General features: G+C 59.2%; 21 protein-coding genes. 15 read left to right on the top strand and 6 right to left on the bottom strand.

Annotation, left to right across the window (positions count from 1 at the left end):
* The first annotated feature begins 847 nt into the window (after window positions 1–847).
* Complete coding sequence (locus ACYG97_RS08740) at window positions 848–1,066, top strand: hypothetical protein (RefSeq protein WP_156937240.1); 219 nt, start codon at window positions 848–850, stop codon at window positions 1,064–1,066.
* A 270-nt stretch (window positions 1,067–1,336) separates the two neighbouring features.
* On the opposite strand, the gene ACYG97_RS08735 is transcribed toward ACYG97_RS08740, so the two are convergent.
* Entirely contained in the window at window positions 1,337–1,891 is a 555-nt protein-coding gene (locus ACYG97_RS08735; RefSeq protein ID WP_156937239.1) for a hypothetical protein, read from the bottom strand.
* Window positions 1,892–2,909: 1,018 nt separating this feature from the next.
* Here ACYG97_RS08735 and ACYG97_RS08730 point away from each other — a divergent pair.
* The gene (locus tag ACYG97_RS08730; protein ID WP_156937238.1) at window positions 2,910–3,314 is read left to right on the top strand and encodes a hypothetical protein; all 405 of its coding nucleotides are present in this window, start codon (window positions 2,910–2,912) and stop codon (window positions 3,312–3,314) included.
* A 189-nt stretch (window positions 3,315–3,503) separates the two neighbouring features.
* On the opposite strand, the gene ACYG97_RS08725 is transcribed toward ACYG97_RS08730, so the two are convergent.
* On the bottom strand, window positions 3,504–3,701 hold the full coding sequence (locus tag ACYG97_RS08725; RefSeq protein ID WP_023707506.1) for a hypothetical protein: 198 nt from the start codon (window positions 3,699–3,701) through the stop codon (window positions 3,504–3,506).
* Window positions 3,702–3,787: 86 nt separating this feature from the next.
* Here ACYG97_RS08725 and ACYG97_RS08720 point away from each other — a divergent pair, with 86 nt between their 5' ends.
* The gene (locus ACYG97_RS08720; RefSeq protein ID WP_023734669.1) at window positions 3,788–4,129 is read left to right on the top strand and encodes a hypothetical protein; all 342 of its coding nucleotides are present in this window, start codon (window positions 3,788–3,790) and stop codon (window positions 4,127–4,129) included.
* A gap of 845 nt (window positions 4,130–4,974) precedes the next feature.
* On the top strand, window positions 4,975–5,157 hold the full coding sequence (locus tag ACYG97_RS08715) for a DUF3606 domain-containing protein (protein WP_023734668.1): 183 nt from the start codon (window positions 4,975–4,977) through the stop codon (window positions 5,155–5,157).
* Window positions 5,158–5,356: 199 nt separating this feature from the next.
* Here ACYG97_RS08715 and ACYG97_RS08710 read toward each other — a convergent pair whose 3' ends face one another.
* On the bottom strand, window positions 5,357–5,587 hold the full coding sequence (locus ACYG97_RS08710; protein WP_156937237.1) for a hypothetical protein: 231 nt from the start codon (window positions 5,585–5,587) through the stop codon (window positions 5,357–5,359).
* 105 nt (window positions 5,588–5,692) lie between these two features.
* Entirely contained in the window at window positions 5,693–5,878 is a 186-nt protein-coding gene (locus ACYG97_RS08705) for a DUF768 domain-containing protein (RefSeq protein ID WP_023734666.1), read from the bottom strand.
* Window positions 5,879–5,951: 73 nt separating this feature from the next.
* Between ACYG97_RS08705 and ACYG97_RS08700 the strand changes: the two genes are divergently transcribed.
* Complete coding sequence (locus ACYG97_RS08700; protein WP_031262500.1) at window positions 5,952–6,215, top strand: hypothetical protein; 264 nt, start codon at window positions 5,952–5,954, stop codon at window positions 6,213–6,215.
* 11 nt (window positions 6,216–6,226) lie between these two features.
* On the opposite strand, the gene ACYG97_RS08695 is transcribed toward ACYG97_RS08700, so the two are convergent.
* Window positions 6,227–6,439 carry a hypothetical protein gene (locus tag ACYG97_RS08695; RefSeq protein WP_023672644.1) on the bottom strand — a complete coding sequence of 71 codons (213 nt, stop codon included), beginning with the start codon at window positions 6,437–6,439 and terminating at the stop codon, window positions 6,227–6,229.
* 80 nt (window positions 6,440–6,519) lie between these two features.
* Here ACYG97_RS08695 and ACYG97_RS08690 point away from each other — a divergent pair, with 80 nt between their 5' ends.
* The 5 genes from ACYG97_RS08690 to ACYG97_RS08670 all read left to right on the top strand — a co-directional run bounded on the left by ACYG97_RS08690 (window position 6,520) and on the right by ACYG97_RS08670 (window position 10,252).
* Window positions 6,520–6,753, top strand: a complete 234-nt coding sequence (locus tag ACYG97_RS08690) for a hypothetical protein (RefSeq protein WP_032894393.1) — start codon at window positions 6,520–6,522, stop codon at window positions 6,751–6,753.
* A gap of 284 nt (window positions 6,754–7,037) precedes the next feature.
* Window positions 7,038–7,571 carry a J domain-containing protein gene (locus ACYG97_RS08685; RefSeq protein ID WP_023672646.1) on the top strand — a complete coding sequence of 178 codons (534 nt, stop codon included), beginning with the start codon at window positions 7,038–7,040 and terminating at the stop codon, window positions 7,569–7,571.
* A gap of 240 nt (window positions 7,572–7,811) precedes the next feature.
* Entirely contained in the window at window positions 7,812–8,060 is a 249-nt protein-coding gene (locus ACYG97_RS08680) for a hypothetical protein (RefSeq protein ID WP_023672647.1), read from the top strand.
* 302 nt (window positions 8,061–8,362) lie between these two features.
* Window positions 8,363–9,559, top strand: coding sequence for an IS256 family transposase (locus ACYG97_RS08675; RefSeq protein ID WP_286456782.1), 1,197 nt, complete (start codon window positions 8,363–8,365; stop codon window positions 9,557–9,559).
* 261 nt (window positions 9,560–9,820) lie between these two features.
* The gene (locus ACYG97_RS08670) at window positions 9,821–10,252 is read left to right on the top strand and encodes a hypothetical protein (RefSeq protein WP_198029725.1); all 432 of its coding nucleotides are present in this window, start codon (window positions 9,821–9,823) and stop codon (window positions 10,250–10,252) included.
* 57 nt (window positions 10,253–10,309) lie between these two features.
* On the opposite strand, the gene ACYG97_RS08665 is transcribed toward ACYG97_RS08670, so the two are convergent.
* A complete protein-coding gene (locus tag ACYG97_RS08665; protein WP_023672650.1) occupies window positions 10,310–10,483 on the bottom strand; it encodes a hypothetical protein in 174 nt (57 codons plus the stop codon).
* 2,095 nt (window positions 10,484–12,578) lie between these two features.
* On the opposite strand from ACYG97_RS08665, the gene ACYG97_RS08660 reads away from it, so the two are divergent.
* From ACYG97_RS08660 to ACYG97_RS08640, 5 genes are all read left to right on the top strand, one after another.
* Window positions 12,579–13,049 (top strand): Hsp20 family protein, encoded by a 471-nt coding sequence (locus tag ACYG97_RS08660; RefSeq protein WP_023734376.1) that lies wholly within the window; start codon window positions 12,579–12,581, stop codon window positions 13,047–13,049.
* Window positions 13,050–13,123: 74 nt separating this feature from the next.
* The gene (locus ACYG97_RS08655; RefSeq protein WP_023682476.1) at window positions 13,124–13,633 is read left to right on the top strand and encodes an Hsp20/alpha crystallin family protein; all 510 of its coding nucleotides are present in this window, start codon (window positions 13,124–13,126) and stop codon (window positions 13,631–13,633) included.
* Between the two features lie 202 nt (window positions 13,634–13,835).
* Window positions 13,836–14,474, top strand: a complete 639-nt coding sequence (locus ACYG97_RS08650) for an NADH dehydrogenase ubiquinone Fe-S protein 4 (RefSeq protein ID WP_348528162.1) — start codon at window positions 13,836–13,838, stop codon at window positions 14,472–14,474.
* 204 nt (window positions 14,475–14,678) lie between these two features.
* Window positions 14,679–15,176: a 2,4'-dihydroxyacetophenone dioxygenase family protein gene (locus tag ACYG97_RS08645; RefSeq protein ID WP_155923557.1), complete on the top strand. Its 498-nt coding sequence runs from the start codon at window positions 14,679–14,681 to the stop codon at window positions 15,174–15,176.
* Between the two features lie 70 nt (window positions 15,177–15,246).
* Window positions 15,247–15,984, top strand: coding sequence for an SDR family oxidoreductase (locus ACYG97_RS08640; RefSeq protein WP_245260863.1), 738 nt, complete (start codon window positions 15,247–15,249; stop codon window positions 15,982–15,984).
* Window positions 15,985–16,105 lie beyond the last annotated feature (121 nt).

Below are 16,105 nucleotides of genomic sequence, written 5' to 3'. Positions count from 1 at the left end.
AGTTGTTGGCTACCCACTTATCGAGAAACCTCAGGCCACGGACGCTCATTTGTTAGCAACCTCTCATCCTTGACACTGCACCCGCCCGCGGCCGGGTGACACCCGATCGCATAAGCGTGACGATTCCCTCCTATGACTTCCCGCATGCGGTTGTCGATTCGACTTCGAAGGCCGTGATCGGCCAGATATGGAATTAGTCGGCCCGGTCACGCGCATCGACGGCGACAAGGTAACCGTCAGCCTGCGGCCACTGGTGACTGTCGACGCCGAGCACGTGCGCGTTGTTGAGAGCCATGTGGGGTCGCCACGGCGAAAAAAGCCGATTGTCGACAAAGCCTAACGGCGCTGCTTGAGGAGATCAAAGGCCTCGTCGCAGGGGCAGCCGCCGGAAAGAATGGGATTCGGGCCGCTTTGGATTATTATGCGGTTCCCGAGCCAGCACGGCGACAAGTACCGAGCAGTCGAGTTCCTCGTTGAACGAAAAGTGCGGGTCGGCCTCTGGCAAGATCTGAGCCAAGCGTAGCGATTTCAACCTGGCTGTCTTGGCGGCACGTTCTGTGCATTCAACCTCATTGATCGCTTTCGCGGACCGCACTGCACCTCGGCGTTCTCCCAGCCAACACATTTCCTGGTAGCCTCATTCTCACCTCCCCCAACGCAAATTTCTACATTCGGATGAACCATGTCGCCCTTCATTCTGATGAAGCCCAAGCTGAAGCAGCGGACCAGATGGCCCGCGATTGTGGGCTCGCACCGCCCGGCGAGGTGACGCGAGCCCGGCCGAGTCTTGCGGGACCCTGGACAAGGACAGCGCCGAGTGGCTGGGTCGGCGCTCCTCGATTTCCTCATGGAAGGCAAACACCCAGAAACACCAAAGATGACTGTTGAACCGGCCGCTGACGCCGCCAGAGGCCGCGACCAAGTTCTAGCCGCCATTTTTGAAGGCATAGCAGGAGCCTATCAAGCCACGCTCTATGAAAACAATGATCTTTCGGACAATTGCTCGACCTTTGCAGAGACGGCACTAGCGTCGCTGAAGTCGAGTGGCTTCAGAGTGGTGCGTTAAGCCACCTTTGCTGCTGCACGGTTTCGGGCGAACCGTGCAGGTTGCCCAATGGGGCGACAGTGGAACAAACAGGGGATTCACATTTCCGGAGTTCCGATCTAGAATCATTCCATGGAAACGGTGTTTGATGATATCGCCAACGCCCTCAGAGAGCCCCGCTCAGACGTGTGGCGCCCAGTCCGCGCTTCGCGCCCTCGATCTTGCCGCCAAGCTGTTCCTTGGCCTCGCTGTCGGCCTAGGCGTTGGCTTTGGAATGGCGCGGCTGGTTAGCTATCTCGCTGCGGCCGGCTGAAGTGCGACAGCAGCAAAATCTGCCGTTGAGTTTCCCGAAAACGTAGCAGTCGCTGATTCAGCGGAGGTCGAACTTGTTGATGCATGGATGCCAAGGAAATCCTTTCCACAAAGGGCACTAAAATCTTCGGTGACATTGCTCAGGGAGCCGGAGGTGGTGCCGGAAGCGATGAGCGAGATAAAAGCGATGCCATCGGCTGGAATGGTGATGGTAATCCTGTCGCCGCTTTCTGCAGCTGTGGCGGCAGGTATCTCGGAAGCTCCAACCACTCTGTAAATCTGCGCCGTGACAGACGGGTTGCCGCCATCAAAAGTGAACGCGATGTCGGTCGACGTTGTGTTTTCCAATATGTCGCCGCTGCCGGCTGATATGAACCAGATCTCGGAATTGGCGCTTGAGGGCACATCATGACTGCGCACCAGGCGCCTTGCCTGAAGGTCGCCGACAGTTACGGTATCCAGCGTCCGCAACTCCCCCGAAGAACTTCCATGAGACTTCGAGCCAGATATCCCGACCGGCAGCAACAGCACCAAGGTTTTTCGAGGGCGCCTTAACCGTCGGGCCAGGGACGAGCCCGCCAGTATTAAAGGACGACACAGCCGAGACCATGATCGGTGACGCGCGCCGTAAATTCTGAAAGCCAATGATCGCCGCCGTGATCGCCAACGCCGCCAGGACAAGGGCAATCGCTATCCAAACAACTGACCGGCGTCGATTTCGCATCGTTGCCCAACCCTAGGGGAAATATCAACGTATTAGCAACTGCTTGTATTTCCCGTGAACCAGGATCATTCTTGCCGCACGGAGGCCACCAGTAACGATGGAAAAGGGGAACGTCATGGAATCCGTTTGCTACGCCCAAAGCTCGATCTGTTTGCTGTCGCTCTTAGTCAACACCGCGATGGCGCTTATTGTTTTGACGCCATTCGCAGCGACGCGCCTGCTGGTGTTGAGGATGCGCGCGGACTCGGGCCGAAACCTTCAACTCGCCTAAGCGCCGTGGGCAAACCACGTTGCCGAGGCGCAGTTCATGCGAATATTTCTGTTGATCCTTGCCGCTGTCGCCGTGTTCTACATCTGGGACAACGTGGCGAACAAAGGGCTGTACACTGCCCAGATTGAACGCAGCGTGGGTCTAGTCGCAGGCTTCAAACTCATAAACTAGCGCATCGCGATTGGTTGCACATCATGGCCAGAAGGTTGCCGCAACCATCAGACTGCACCGATGTGGGCCATGAGATCGGCAATGACGGTGTCCCTCTCGGGTGCGCTCGGTACCGTCGAGAACGTTGCAAGCTCAAAATCTTGCGGTCGAGATAGCCGCCAACCGATTTGCCGAGGCACATCTTGCGCGTCGTCAAATCGTTGATGGTATTACCCGACGCAACGGACGCCTCGATGCCGCCATTGACGGAGAATAGAGGCTCCCGCCTTCGTGGCGCCATGTCGTCACCACAGGCACGCCGGTCGAAATGGCAGTACTGGGAACCTGCCAAGGGTACGACACGAAATTCGATCCTTGGCCAATGGGCCCCGGGATAGAAGTGCCATTTGCAAATAACCAGCGTCGTCACCCCACAGGATGTCATTGTTAGCGGCGTTGCCTGCGCCAGTGTTGTTGGTGTTGTTGGTGTTGATGGCATCGATGTAGCCCGAACAGATCACAAAGCCGGACGACAGCCTCACGAAATTGGAGATGCTCGCGCCTATCAGTTGGCTGGTGATGCCGTTGAAATCGGCGCATGTCCGGCTGATTGGACCTGCAGTTGTAACGGCCGGCTGCGCACTGGTGACCCCAATCTTCTCGAAGTGCCGGCCGCCGCCGGTCTGGTCCTTGAAGGAATCGGTGCCGGGCGTCGGAATCTTCGCCGTGGAAGGGTTGTCGATGTTGGCTTCGATCTTCAGTGCTTCGAGCCTGCCGCTCAGACTCCGCCGAGCGTCGGTTCTTTGCGGTAGGCATTTTCCGCCGCGACGAATTCCGAGGTCGGTCTCGGGAGCTTCAGTGCTGATCTGAAGTAAGCGGCGCTGGCCGTTTTCGAAGAGCGAGATATCTTGGCAGCGATGTTCATTGCCATTATGTCCATCGCAAACGCGATGCGTCCCGTCGCGTTTGTCACGTTTGCCGAAAATATTCCCGCCTAGCCGCTACCTCGGCTTTCCATCTGCCGCCGACGCGCCGGCCGAAACCTTTCCGATCTTCTGGCCGAGAGCCTCGGCGGCAACCGCCGTCTCGACCCAATCTCCAGAACTCCGATCCTCGAACTCCGTTTCGATCTCAGCGACGAGCGCCGCTATTTGCGCGAGTTGGCGTCTGATCGCTGCGAGTTTGCGCACGGTGCTCATGGGCACGTCTCGATCGATGCCGGAACCAAAGTCGTTGAGCAAAGTTTCCTTACCGAAGGGCGTTTTAGGTTTTTGGAGAACTCGAAATGAAGACCATCATCCTTGGCGCATTGGCGCTTTGCTTGGCTGCGCCTGCGGTCGCGTCCGCAGAAGAAGGCATCGTCGTCCAGACCCAGCGACATCACCACCGCCATTATTGGGACGACAACAATAACGACCGTGTGGTCATCTATCGGAACGGACACCGTCTCCATCGCCGCCATCATGGCGAGCAGGCGTTTTACGACAATGGCGAGCGCGCCTGGCGCCGGCATCATCACCGGTCCAGCGACTTTGTGGTCACCGGATCGATCAACCGTCCGATGCATCACCGCCGTCACGTCGTCATTCAGCAGGACGACAACAACGATTATGACACCGACTATTGATCGCAGTCTAACGGCCCGGCCTTCGACGAGAGCCGGGCACCGGAGGGAGGGGTTTCGCCATGACGATGTTGTTTCAATCCTTGGACTTGGACGGTCACAAGCGCAGCGAGCTTTACCATGCGGCGCGGTTGTCGATGCTCCAATGTCGTGTGTTGACGCGCTTCGATCGGGTCGAAGAGGCTGCCGATAAGGTGCAAGCAGCGGCTGAGTTGTTCGCTGAGGCGGCTCGACCTGTCGGAAGCACTCAAACGCTCGGTATGTGAGCGCCAAGTCGGCGGCGGAACCGGCAGGCGGCAACGCGCGTTGCCTTTGCATGGTCGACTATCTCAAATCGGTACTGAAGGAACTGTGTCCTGCCTGGCTCATGCGGAAGGCGGGCGTCGTAGACGTTCGCCCTGTTGAGCAGCAGCCAGCCATAAGCGATCTAATAGGTGCGGCGCCGCCGACGCGATATCGTGGGCCGGTGCGGTCCGAGCCTCCCGACCACAGGCTTAACGAGTCCATAAGCAAGCGCAATTCGGGCTGACCCGCGACGCAGAAAGTTCGACAAGCTTCCAGGAAACCCCAGCCAAACAATTGATCAGGCAAATCACGAAGTTAGCGAACAAGGCCGCGACCGAACCGTGTTACATCGGTTTCCCGCTGTAACGCGCAAACCCTTGTATACCGGGCATGTCCCGTCCTGTACCTTGTTGTCATTGCAACATGACTGCAACACGGAAAGGCGGATTGTTCCCGTCATGTTCGCCAATGAAGGCGCGCGCCACCCATAGCCGATTGCGGCGCCAATTCTTTCCTGCAACTATCGGCAGGTCCGTGGACTTGGAAGCGACATGGAGAGAGCTATGGCTGACAACAAATCAAATCGGGGAAAGCAAGATCGGGCCAGGGTGTCCACCAGCGAGCCTTACGAGGTGAACTACTTCGCCCGGAAGCACGCAATCACAAAGGATATGGCCTTGAAAATAATCAAGGAAACCAAGGGCAACAGGGACAAGGCAAACGCCGCCGCTGAAAAGCTCAGGTAAAGAAACGCGACATGACAACAGAAAAAACCCGCCGGAATAGAGAAACCCGCCGCTGAGAGGGGGCCGAGGGCGGCGGGTTTCTTCACCTTGAATAGAGCGGCCACTTTCCGGAGAAGACCGCGCACGACATAAACCCGCAGAGGCGGCTCCTTGTTCCAGACAATTTTAAGGACCAGCCTGTCGAGGGCTACATGGTGTCCTAGTATTTCATCTTAGGGCCGCTCTCCACCAGCACTTCCTGAGATTTCAGATCCTCGCCCCAAATCACGGTTTCACCGTGGGTGTCCGGGCATGGCTCTGCGTCCGCGCCTTCCTCGTCGACGTTGTCCAGCTCTAGATCATCAAGGCAGCCAAGCGACGGCTCATCGTCTGCCGTTTCCTCCAGATCGCAATCAGCCTGCATGAGATCCAGTGCCGTTATCAGGCTCACGGCACGGTCTAGGAGGTCGTTCAGGCGCTTTTCTACGGACTGGCGCCATATGCGCGCGTCGGTTCCCTGCGGGCATCCCATGGGCTTTTAGAACGCGAAGGGCGCTCATGACACGCGCTGCAGTTCGAGGAAGGTCAGCGCCGTCATCATTTCATCACGGTGCCACCGGCTCGTTTCGTTGGTGTCAAGCAATGTTTGGAACGCGGTTACCGCCACTGGATCATCAGTCATTGCGTTGGGCAGGTGCTCTGCCATCCACCGATCGAGAAAGTTGATGCCGCGTGTGCTCATCAGCCGATAAGTTCAAAGCGCATATTAGGTTCCGCTACTTGACCCCTGAGACGGCCGCACCAGACTCCAGTGCATGGCTAATGGTCTCAAGATCGGCGATGAGGTGGCGATCGACGCCACCACTATTCGACGCGTCACTGACGACAGGATCAGCGTGTCGATACCGACCTACGGATTTCCGCATTCCGTTCGGGATAGCACCACGAAGGTGGTCAAAGGTCAGACCATCGAACTGATCGGCAGCGTCACACGGGTCGAGAAGGACGCCGTAACGGTCAGCCTGGGTGGCCCGGTGGTGACGGTCGCGCTTGATGTTGTGCGGCTGGTGAAGCTCTAGCTTTCCCGACCTTACCGCCCTAACGGCTGCTTCGAAAGGGAGAGAAGTTCGGCCTCATCTTTTATCCCGGCCATGTAGTTGGCAATGATCCGAGAGGCCAACCGGCCCTGCGCATCGGGTGATTGGTCGTCGACGAGTTTAAGCTGCTCGAAAACGCGCCCTAGCAAGGCCAATTCGGCAGGCTTAAGGATCCCGGCATCCACGGCTTTTCGTCTGATGGGCATGACTAGTGTTCTTCCCTCACCGTCTCAAGCCGCGAGCCCGAAATCGGTTCCGGAACATTTTAGCTCAAACGCATGTTTCAATGGTTATGAAGATCGAAGCCGACGAATGCCGGGCAGCGTTGACGCTCATCCGGCGCACAATCGAGGACCACTGCCCGCCCGGCGTGCTGCCTAGCGAGGAAGCGGTGAACGGTCTCTATGGGCCGGGGCTCATGGATGAGGCGGAAGCGCTGGCGGCTGCCATCGTCGCAACGATCGACCAGATGCAATTGCGCGTGATGACGAAACCGCCTGACCGCGCTGTCCCATTATAGGACGGCGCGGTCAAACCCCAACCTTGGCTGCGCAGGCGGCTTCGGCATTGAGTTCTACCCCGAACTTCGGCCGGCGCTGATCAGGCAATCTCCCACTGCGGCCCCGGCCATTTTCGTTGCACCCCGCGCGGGAGCCGCCTTGGCTGACGTCCACTAGCTCCCGCTCATCTTGACCCCGGGCGCAATGTATTGTCCGTATATGAACTCGACGAGTGAGGGCACTGCATCGCCATGTAGGCGGTCGGCCCCCGCGGCTGTCGAGCGATGTTTGAGGGAGCAGCGCATTGTTCGTCGATTACTACGAACTCTTGGAGATCAGCCCAAACGCCAACTCGGAGACACTTGAGCGAATATTCCGCTACTTTGCGATGCGCTATCATCCCGACAATCAGCAAACTGGAAACGAAGCCCGCTTCAGCGAAATAGTAGAAGCACACAACGTCTTGAGGGATCCCGTTAAGCGCGCCCAGTACGATATCTCCTATCGAGAGCATGCCGGTGAGCGGCTTAAATTGGTCGAGGAGGCAAGCGACCCCAAAGGGGTCGAGAAAGATGCTTTGGTCCAGGCCAAACTGCTTTCGCTGCTCTATGTGAAGCGCCGCCAGGATGTCGGCAATCCGGGCATTGGCGACGTCGAAATCGAACGGTTGTTAGGCTGTCCACCAGAGCATCTGGAGTTTCATCTCTGGTACATGAAGGCAAAGGGATGGATTGCAAGAATTGAGAACGGGACAATCGCGATCACGGTTGAAGGCGTCGATCGCGCCGATTCCGAACTGCGTCGCGATACCAGCATTCGGCTCCTGAGTAGAGACTAGAGAGGGTATCTGCCCAAGTTCCGCAAGGCTCCAGGGGAGCTTCGCGCGTCATTTTGCCGAGACCAGATAGGCTGAGGAATAGGGTCTTCGGTGGCCGCTTGCGGACGGGGGCAATGAGGATCATGCTGACGCTGGTCCTATCGCTTCCCTCGAGTAGGCCAGCGAGCCCTATTGTGAGGCAGTCCGGCATGTAGGATTGTAGTCCTCGTTGCGGCGACCCCCCTCAAGCGGAGATCGCCAATGGCCAGAACCAAACCTTCCGAACAGCTTTCCCGGGCTGAAATCGAGCGCTTCATCGCGGCAGCCGAAGCGCTGCACAAGAGCATCGTCGGGCCGCTCCTGGCGTATCACAGCGAGCACTACCAAGCTCTACGTGAGGTCCATCGACCGCTGTTGAAGTCGATTGAGACCATTACCGGCAAGAGGGCGCCATTCATCCAGCCGAACATGACAGGACCGGCACAGCCGCGGGAGAAGCCTCCGGGCTAGTTCTCCTCGCGGAAGTCCTGCAGTGAGGCGTGGCGGAGGTCCTCCTCGCCGCGCAGGTGCTTCACAGCTCAAACTCATACGGGCACTCGGGAAGGGACCGAGTTTAAATCGGGTTATGGTTGCAGCGCGGATTAGACCATCAGGCTTAATTGCTGCGCTGTCATTCTGCGGGTAGGATCGGGGTGTGGTTAATGCCACTCTCCAGGTAGTGTGCTGAGAGTTCTGCAAATTCGCTGAGAGGGGGCGGTCATGGCAGGCTGGTGATTGTTCACGTCACCTGATTCCCGCGAAGGAACGCCACCATGACCAAGACTGAAGTTAAGACCGCCAGCGCTGCCGTCAAAGACATTTTGCTTTCGAACCCGGATGGATTGCACGAAGTGCTCCGTGCGGTGATGCAGGAGGTGCTTGAGGCCGAGATGGACGAGGCGCTGGGTGCCTCGAAGAGCGAGCGCACGCCCGAACGGCTTGGCTATCGCTCGGGCTATTACGGCCGTACCCTTGTGACGCGGGTCGGCAAGCTCGAGCTGCGGGTTCCGCAGGACCGGGCCGGCCGCTTCTCCACCGAGCTGTTCGAGCGCTACCAGCGTTCCGAGCGGGCCTTGGTGGCGACACTGGCGGAGATGTATGTGCAGGGCGTGTCGACCCGCAAGGTGAAGGCGATCACGGAAGAACTGTGCGGCCATGCCTTCTCGGCCTCGTCGATCTCGGCCATCAACAAGCGGCTGGACGAGAGCCTCGCTGCCTTTGCCAGGCGCCCCCTTCAAGAGCCGTTTCCTTACCTCATCCTCGATGCGCGCTACGAGAAGGTGCGTGAAGCCGGTGTTGTCATGAGCCAGGCGGTGCTGATCGCGGTCGGTATCGACTGGGACGGAAGGCGCCAGATCCTGGCCGTGGAGATGGCCAATCGCGAGAGCCGCTCGGCCTGGAGGGACTTCCTCGTCGGCCTCAAGGCGCGCGGCCTCAAGGGCGTCGAGTTGGTTGTGTCCGACGATCACGCCGGCCTGGTGGCAGCGATCGGCGAGGTGATCCCCGAAGCCGCCTGGCAACGCTGCTACGTGCACTTCCTCAGGAACGCGCTCGATCATCTGCCGAGGAAGCACGGCGACGACTGCCTGCAGGAATTGCGCTGGCTCTACGACCGGCGCGATCTCGCAGAGGCCAGGGCTGATCTTGCCGCATGGCTTGCCAAATGGTCGGCACGCTATCCGCGCCTGACAGGCTGGGCCGAGGATGCCATCGAACAAACCCTGACCTTCTTCCGGCTGCCGCGTCAGCATCACAAGCACCTCAAGTCCACCAACATGCTGGAGCGGCTCAACGAGGAAATCCGCCGGCGCACCTATGTCGTGCGCATCTTCCCCAACACCGAAAGCTGCCTGCGCCTGGTCAGGGCCTTGGCCGTCGAGACCAACGAAAACTGGATGGAGGCCAACCGATACATCAACATGGACGACCTGCGCGAGCACAAGAAGCTCGCTCTGCGCCAAGCCGCATGACCAGCATCATGGCCGCCCCATTTTGCAGAACTTGACGCACACAACCACTCTCCAGTGTGGTCGGCACCGTCACGTCACCCAACTGTAACGTTGCCCCCGACAGCGCCGACCACGCTCAATGTTGGCTGATTAGGCCGGGGCCTCCCCTGTACGAAACCGTACCTTTGAACCTCCTTCGCTAAAAAGAGAGTAAATAACTCCCTTCGCCGGAAGGGAGGCCGCGATGGATCTAATAAGCATTTAGAAACCGCACGTGCGGTGATGGAAACCAGCTTTCAGTTGCAGAGCCGGTCGATGACCGGAACAGCTGCGTTCCGCAGCCACATGGACCACACCCGGCAAGCCATCCAAGAGTCGCGCGAACTGCTCAAGCGCCTTCGCCAACGCTACCGCGAAGATATGGCCCAGGTGCTCGAAGACGAGGACGATCTCGCGCCGATGCGCATATCGGGGTTCGATGCCGACGTTCTCCGCTCCGCATTTCAAAACCTAGTCAGGGATGCAGACGTGCCCGAGTGTCAGTGGCGCGTTGTTGCTGAATGCTTGGTACGCGCCATCGATGCGGCAGGTAAGCTGTTCCTCGGCCTCGGTATCGGCCTAGGTGTGGCAATTTGCAATCCGGATCCCCTGTCTTGGCAAACGCGACGTGAGCCGCCTGCAAGGCAAGGGAGCACTCGTCACGGTCGCGCTTGATCAATTCCGGCAGGATAACGGTCCTTCCGGCCAGCCGCCCAGCAGCAACCAGCCGTTTTACTCAGCGCTAGCACCCTTTGGCTCCGGCGTGATCTCCTCGACCTGCACGTTTTCGCCGATCTCTCTCGCCCAGGCCAAGGCTTTAGCCTTGTCGTTGGTCGTAAGCACCGTGCGCCAGTTCGGCGCTTCAAACACGCTCACAACGTAGGTTGTCACCGACTCGTTGACCATGCTCCACCTTTGCCTACTTCATAAAGGTGTGGTGCCCTCATATTAGCATGAGCGTATATAACTTGGTAGTCAGCCTACGCAGGCCTGGCCGGCTGGGAAATAGGCAGATTCGGCCGTGGCGCCCGTCAGTCCACCAAGGGCTGCGCCGTATATTAGCTACATCTCGACTAAAAAGCTGTCCGCTCCAGAATCCTGTCATGGCTCGGGGAATAGGCATCGGCGACGAGGTGGCGATAAACGGCCACAGTGCGCAGGCGGGTCGACGAGGACCACGTCAGCGTCAGCATACCCAGCTACAACTTCCCCCATTCGATCCTCGATCGCACGACGAAGGTGAAGCGCGGGCAGCAGATCGAACTCGTCGGCAACGTCACCTATGTCGACGAGCAAGGCGGCAAGGTGACAATTATACTGGACCGCCGGTCACGGTCGACATCGACAAGGTCAGGCTGGTGCAGGCCTATGTGCCGCCGAAGCGCAAGAAGCCTCTGCGCGATATGGCCCACTAGGTGCCCTTAGCTTGGCCTTGGAATGGCGAATCGCCGGCTGATCCTTACTGGAACGAGATGCCCACGGCCTAGATGATAGAGCCGGACAGGGTGACTGTGAAATCCCTGGTCGCATCGTTCTCCGTTGTGGGTATCGACCATGCGTCGGTCGCAACAGGCCGATCGTTGGTCAAAGCAATCTCGTCATGAATTGGGCTGTCGCCCCCGCTCCATGAGCCGACTGCGCCACTGCCGGTGATCGACCCCGACAAGAAGAAGGCCGCCCCGGACGTTTTGACTTCAACGTCGGCCAGGGTTTGTGGTCTGCGTCCACTGATGCTTATTCGCATTGGAGCGGACAGTATCGTCGGCAAAAGAGGGTCCGAAAAGGCCTTTCGGCAGCTCCCTCGTAGGAACGAAAAAAGATGAGAAGCGGAACTTGCGTGTGCAGTATTTGCACACGAACCCTCATAAACATCTGATTTTGTTAATCTTCTTCCCCATCCATCATAGGTGCCACGGTCAGTCTATGCTCTTGATTTTTCAGCATCTGTTTAACATCAGAACCTTAGAACCTGCCGCACACGCTGCGTCAGCGAGACCTCCCTGCAACGCGACGTTGCGCGGCGCCGGGGCACCGACACCAAGTCGATCGCGGTGAGACGCCGACCAAGTCCGTATAGCGCGCCTGAAAACTTTCGGCGAACTCATCGACCTCCATATCGACGACATGTGCGATGTAGGCAAGTCCCCTCGCCGCTCCAAGGCCGCAGCCCTCGCTATGCTCCGAACATCTGGGGAAGTGCAGCATCGCCACCCTCGATCGCGAACGGCTCGTTCGCTTCGGTCGTGATCGAGCCGCCCAGGGTGCCGGACGATGAGTCTCGGTATCGACATCACCTAGGGAAAGTCGTTGAGCGTCGTTCCTGGATGATCTGCCTGGTCGTGATCGCGACAGCCGCTGGCGAGAGCCGCCAAACACGCATGAGATTGTCTGAAGCGGAGGACCATCCATGGAAGGACCCATTTCGAGCTATTTTGCATCGATTGAACCCGTGGGGCCCTGACGTTTTCTGGACCGCTTGCTGCATCCGGCGCGGCATTTCAAACATCCCCACGACGTTTTGGCCGATGTTGCCCTGGACGATCAGGAGAAGCGCGCCATTCTTTCGCCATGGGCATCGGATGCCTGCGCCGTATAATCCGTGCCAGCGCTTCGCATGCTGCCGCGAGCGGGTGAACCGGTCAGCTTCGACACGATCATGGATGCGTTGCAACAGTTGGATCAATCGGATGAGCGTGCCGGTCCTGACTGCAGTGACAGCGCGGCAGTGGCCGCGTTCATACCATTCGTCGATCGGATTTAAGGGCGACGTAGTTGTTCTTGCACCATGGACCCGTCGGCGAGTGACCCCGCCGGCGGGAGGGGTGTGGCATCGGTGCGTTCGCCCAGATTGCCGATGAAAATTTTCCTATTCTTCCTCTTGAAGGTGCACGTCGCGATTCTAAATTGATGGTCGCCGGCCGCCCAATGGGGCCGGCAACACAGGGAGGCGGCAAGGCTCTTGGCGCCTTCTTGTCCATGTTGCTCAAAGGAGGATGTGGCTATGAAGACAAACCTCGATTTTACCCCTCTATACCGGTCCAGCATCGGCTTCGACCGCATGGTCGACATGCTTGAAAGTGCGAGCCGTGTGGCCTCGTTCGACAACTGGCCGCCCTACGATATCGCCAAGGTTGATCAGTATCGCATCACGATGGCGGTCGCCGGTTTCTCGCAGGACCAGCTGACCGTCACCCACCAGCCCAACATGCTGGTTGTGAGCGGGTCGCAATCCGGCGATGAGAACGGCCGGCATCTGTACCGCGGCATCAACGGGCGCGCTTTCGAGCGTTGGTTCGAACTGGCCGATCATGTCAAAGTCCAGGGCGCCAGCCTTGAGAACGGGCTGCTGAGCATCGATCTCAAGCGCGAGGTTCCCGAGGAGATGAAACCGCGCAAGATCGAAATCTCCAGCGGGGCTCCCATGCCGAAGATCGAGGCGCCCAAGGTCGAGACCGACAAGCTGGCCGCCTGAGCAATCCACCATGAAGGCTTTCGCTTGAGCCGGGCGTCCCGCCCGACTCAGAGACCTACGAAAGGAGAAAGACAATGAGCGTACGTGACTTGATCCCATGGGGCCGGGGCAACGGAAACTCGGCGCCCAGTCTCTTCCCCGACGGAGATCGAGACCCCTTCGTCTCCCTCCACCGGGAGGTAAACCGGCTGTTCGATGACGCCTTCCGCAGCTTTGGCGCCAGACTGCCGGCCTTCGGTCCCTCTTTCGCCGCCAGTTGGCCGAGTGTCGAAATCTCCGACACGGACAAGGAAGTCCGCGTCACGGCGGAAATACCTGGCCTGGACGAGAGCGACATAGAAGTCCTGCTGGAAAATGGGGCGCTCAAGCTTAAAGGCGAGAAGCGTTCCGAGACCGAGGACAAGGACCGGCAGTTCTCCGAGCGCTTCTACGGTCGCTTCGAGCGCCTCATTCCGCTCGGCTACGAGGTCGAAGAAGACAAGGTCAACGCCACCTTCAAGAACGGGGTGCTGACCGTGACGTTGCCCAAGACCGAGCGGGCGCAGGCGAAGGCCAAGCGGATCGCAATCAACGGGAAGAACTGACGGATGCAGTATGGGTGGCGGCCCTTACGGCCGCTGCCCGTGCGACCCTTCATAACGGGAGGGACAGGCAATGGAGACAGTTCAAAGCAGCGACAACATCAGGAACCCAACCAAGACGTCCGTCCGGCCGGACAATGACAATCGGCCTCGTCTAGACGGGCCGGCTTTGTCAATGGGACGGTCAGTGTTTCCGGAGGGCGCAGTGGCGCGGATCTACCAGCCCTGCCGCTCGGCCATGACCTCGGCAAAGCCCCACAGGGACTGGCGATTGGTCTTCGAACGCCGCACAGCCCCGTTCATCGAGCCGCTGATGGGCTATACCGGTGGCCGGGACACCCTGACCCAGGTTGAACTGAACTTTCCGACGCTGGAAGCGGCGATCCGTTATGCCGAGCGTCAAGGCCTCAATTACGTGGTGCAGGCGGCACCTCCTGCTTCCCCGGCCAAGATCAGGAGACAACATGTATCGGAGGAAAAACAGGCCTTTTCCGACCTGGTTTGGCAGCGGCTGCAGTTGGCTTGGCTCCAGGCAAGTCACGGCTATGGCGCCGGTGCACAGACAGCGCACATACAGACGGCGCTTTCGGAGCCCGAGACATTCTACGCCTCTCCGATGGAGGTCGTGGACGACCCGGTGCTCGCACCCGACGAGAAACGCGCCGTGCTCAAGAACTGGGCCTGGAACGAGTACCTGATCGACCTGGCCACAGCCGAAGGCATGCCGGAAAATGCACGCCCGTCGCGATTGGACGAGGTCGAACTCGCCTTGCTGGCCTTGGAAGTCCGAAACCGGGGCTTCCAGACCAGGACCAGCCCGGTGCACTCCCGGATAGCCGCATGATAAGGCAAGAAGGAACCCACGGATCGTCTTCGACGCCCAACGGACCATCCTGAACCTCTTCCCGCTTGCGGTCGCGGCAGCGGGCGGGCGAGCGCCGACAACTTTCCCAATGCGTGGGCGCCCGATTGCGCCTCGGCAGAACTCGGCCGAGTTGTTAGGATCGCGCTGATATGGACGCTCCAATGAATGGCGACAGAGGTTCCTATGTATCAATCCTTCAACGGCTCCGCCCATCCCCTGGCACCGAAAGAGATCGCGATCGCTGCCGTCCCCGAAGACGAGCGTGTCTGGGTCCCACAGGCGGAGGGCGTGTGGTTCCGACCACTTATGCTCAACACAATGCAGGGGCAGTGGTGCAATCTGCTCCGCGTACGCCGGGCCGGGATATTAAGCCGTCATCTGCATCCGGCCCCCGTGCATGGCTATGTGATCAAGGGGCGTTGGCACTATCTTGAACACGACTGGGTGGCAGAGACCGGATCTTACGTTTTCGAGCCGCCCGGTGAAATCCACACGCTCACGGTTCCAAGCGACGTGCCCGAGATGATCACCTTCTTCAACATTTCCGGCTGCATGGTTTACCTGGACAAGGATAACAAGCAGATTGGTTTCGAGGACGTTTTCACCAAGATCGACATGTGCAGAAATCATTATGCGAGCGTGGGTCTCGGTAAGGATTTCGTCGATCAGTTCGTGCGGTAGACATCCGCCCGTTTGTCTTCCGCGCCGATGAGTTCGCGCTCCGCCACAGAGGCGAAACGAGGAGATCTTGGTGACCGATTCCATATGGGCCATGCCCTTCTTCGCGGGCAAGACCGTCGTCATTACCGGAGGCACGACAGGCATCGGAAACGGCATCGCCATGGCGTTCGCCGGGGCCGGGGCAATCGTCCACGCGACGGGGGCCACGGCCGCCGAGGTGGCGGCCGCTCGTGCATACGGCACCGCCGTCTCGTATTCAGTACTCGACGTCCGGGACATGACTGCGGTCGAAGGATATTCCAGTCAGTTCACATCCGTTGCAGCGCTCGTAAATTGCGCAGGGGTAAACCTGCGCGCCGCCGAATTCACTGTCCAGGGTTTCGAAACGGTGGTCGATATCAATCTCACCGGCTCCATGCGGAGTGCGAGCGCGTTCCGAGGGGCACTCTCGAACGGGGGCGCCATCGTCAACATCGCCTCGATGTTCGCGTTTTTCGGCGCGGCTCATGCGCCGGCTTACGCCGCATCCAAGGGCGCCATCGTGCAACTTACCAAGTCGCTCGCCATCGCCTATGCCGGGGATGGCATCCGCGTAAACGCATTGGCGCCTGGCTGGATCGAGACCGCCATGACCGCCGCGCCACGGGCCGATCCAGCTCGCAACGCGGAATTGATGAAACGCACTCCGATGGGTCGCTGGGGTACGCCGGGCGACCTGACCGGCCCCGCCTTGTTCTTGTGTTCTTCGCTCGCGGGGTTCATCACTGGGGCAATTCTGCCGGTTGACGGTGGCTATCTCATTGCGTGAGGCGTTGGCTATGCTGCGCGACCGATCTCCAAGCCTGTGTCGTCGAGATCAAGATCGAAGGCGACCAATCGACCATGCCTGACCGCAATTGCCGCCACCAACTCCGCAAGCTCGCCATCCG

This window comes from Mesorhizobium sp. W067, assembly GCF_054719525.1.
Note: the sequence above shows the minus strand (reverse complement) of the source record. Positions and strands in the feature narration are given on the sequence as shown.